This is a genomic window from Halanaerobium sp., from assembly GCF_003070835.1.
This window is the reverse complement of record NZ_QBLR01000482.1, coordinates 1-1,486: the sequence shown is the minus strand read 5'-3', so window position 1 is coordinate 1,486 and position 1,486 is coordinate 1. Positions and strand designations below refer to the sequence as shown.

1 protein-coding gene is annotated in these 1,486 nt (G+C 32.1%); it reads right to left on the bottom strand.

What is annotated here, in order from left to right; all coding sequences use genetic code 11:
- Positions 1 to 1,395 (bottom strand): cobyric acid synthase (locus CI949_RS20645; RefSeq protein ID WP_290769920.1); only part of this gene is annotated, 1,395 nt, incomplete at its 3' end.
- Between the last annotated feature and the right edge of the window lie 91 nt (positions 1,396 to 1,486).

The window sequence follows — 1,486 nt, the reverse complement described above, 5'->3', positions numbered from 1 at the left end:
ACCTTTTTTTGTTAAAAGATGATTAATTAATGATTTTCTAAAACAATCATTTTTGAAAATATCATGAATATATGTACCCCAGACATTTCCTCTATCATTTACTGCCCCATCATGAACAGTTTTTTCTAATTTACCTAATTTCTGTCTTTTTAACTTAAATAATGATTTCTGATCAGCAGCTAGTATAGTTTTACCCTGATGAATTTCATAACCTCTTAAAATTTCATTCTGACTATTTTTGAAAAATTTGAGTTTATTTAAACTCTCCACCTTAACCTGTCTCGTTATTTTTTGAGATTCCAGAACAGTACTAATCTTTAGTAGTGAAAGACCTTTTATATTTTGCCTGGCTCCTTCTAAATTATCGGGATCTGATATTTTTTGACCTAGCATTTGATAGCCCCCACAAATACCGATAATTTCAGTATTTTGAGCTGCCTTTTCAATAATTTTTCCAGACAGTTTTGATTCATATAAAAATTCTAAGTCACTAATAGTAGTTTTAGAACCAGGCAGTATAATTAAATCAGGATCTCCCAGCTCAATTTCCCTTTTTACGTATCTAAGCTGAATATCTTTTGCAGTTTTAAAATAATCAAAATCTGTAAAGTTTGACATCCCTGGATAAGCAATAACTACAATATCAATTTTATAATTCTGATTACCATAAATTTCTTGCTCTAAACTATCTTCTGAAGGTAAATTAAGTTTTTCTAAATACGGCATAACTCCCAATACTTTTTTGCCAGAATATTTTTCTATCAGTTCTACTCCAGATTTAAAAGCAGCAGGATCACCTCTAAATTTATTGACTATTATTCCCTTAACTCTCTTTCTTTCTTTTTCAGTAAGCAAGTCCAGAGTTCCAACAATTGAAGCAAAAACTCCACCTTTATCAATGTCTGCAACTAAAATCACAGGCGCAGCAGCTATTTCTGCTGCTTTCATATTAACAAGATCTTTATCTCTTAAATTTACTTCAGCAGGATTCCCCCCACCTTCTAAAACTAAAAGATCATAATCCAGTTTAAGATCAGCTAGAGCTTCTCTTATAATTTTAATTAGCTTCGCTTTCTGGGCAAAATAATCAGCAGCCCTCATATTTTTAAATACTCTTCCCTTTAAGATTATCTGAGACATATCATCGGCGATAGGTTTCATCAAAATTGGACTCATATTAACTTCTGCTTCTACTTTTGCAGCCTCTGCCTGTACTGTCTGGGCAATTGCAATTTCCTTACCCTCTTTTGTAATATAAGAATTCAAAGACATGTTTTGAGATTTAAAGGGAGCTGTTTTATATCCATCTTGGACCAGTACCCTGCATAAAGCAGCGGCTAAAATACTTTTACCGGCATCTGAAGCTGTACCCTGAATCATAACTGAATCTGCCATTTTATCACCTTCTACTTAACTTTAATAATTTATTAATATCTATATTCTTTTCAACCATATCTGCCAGTCTATCAAGATTATTTTCAATTTC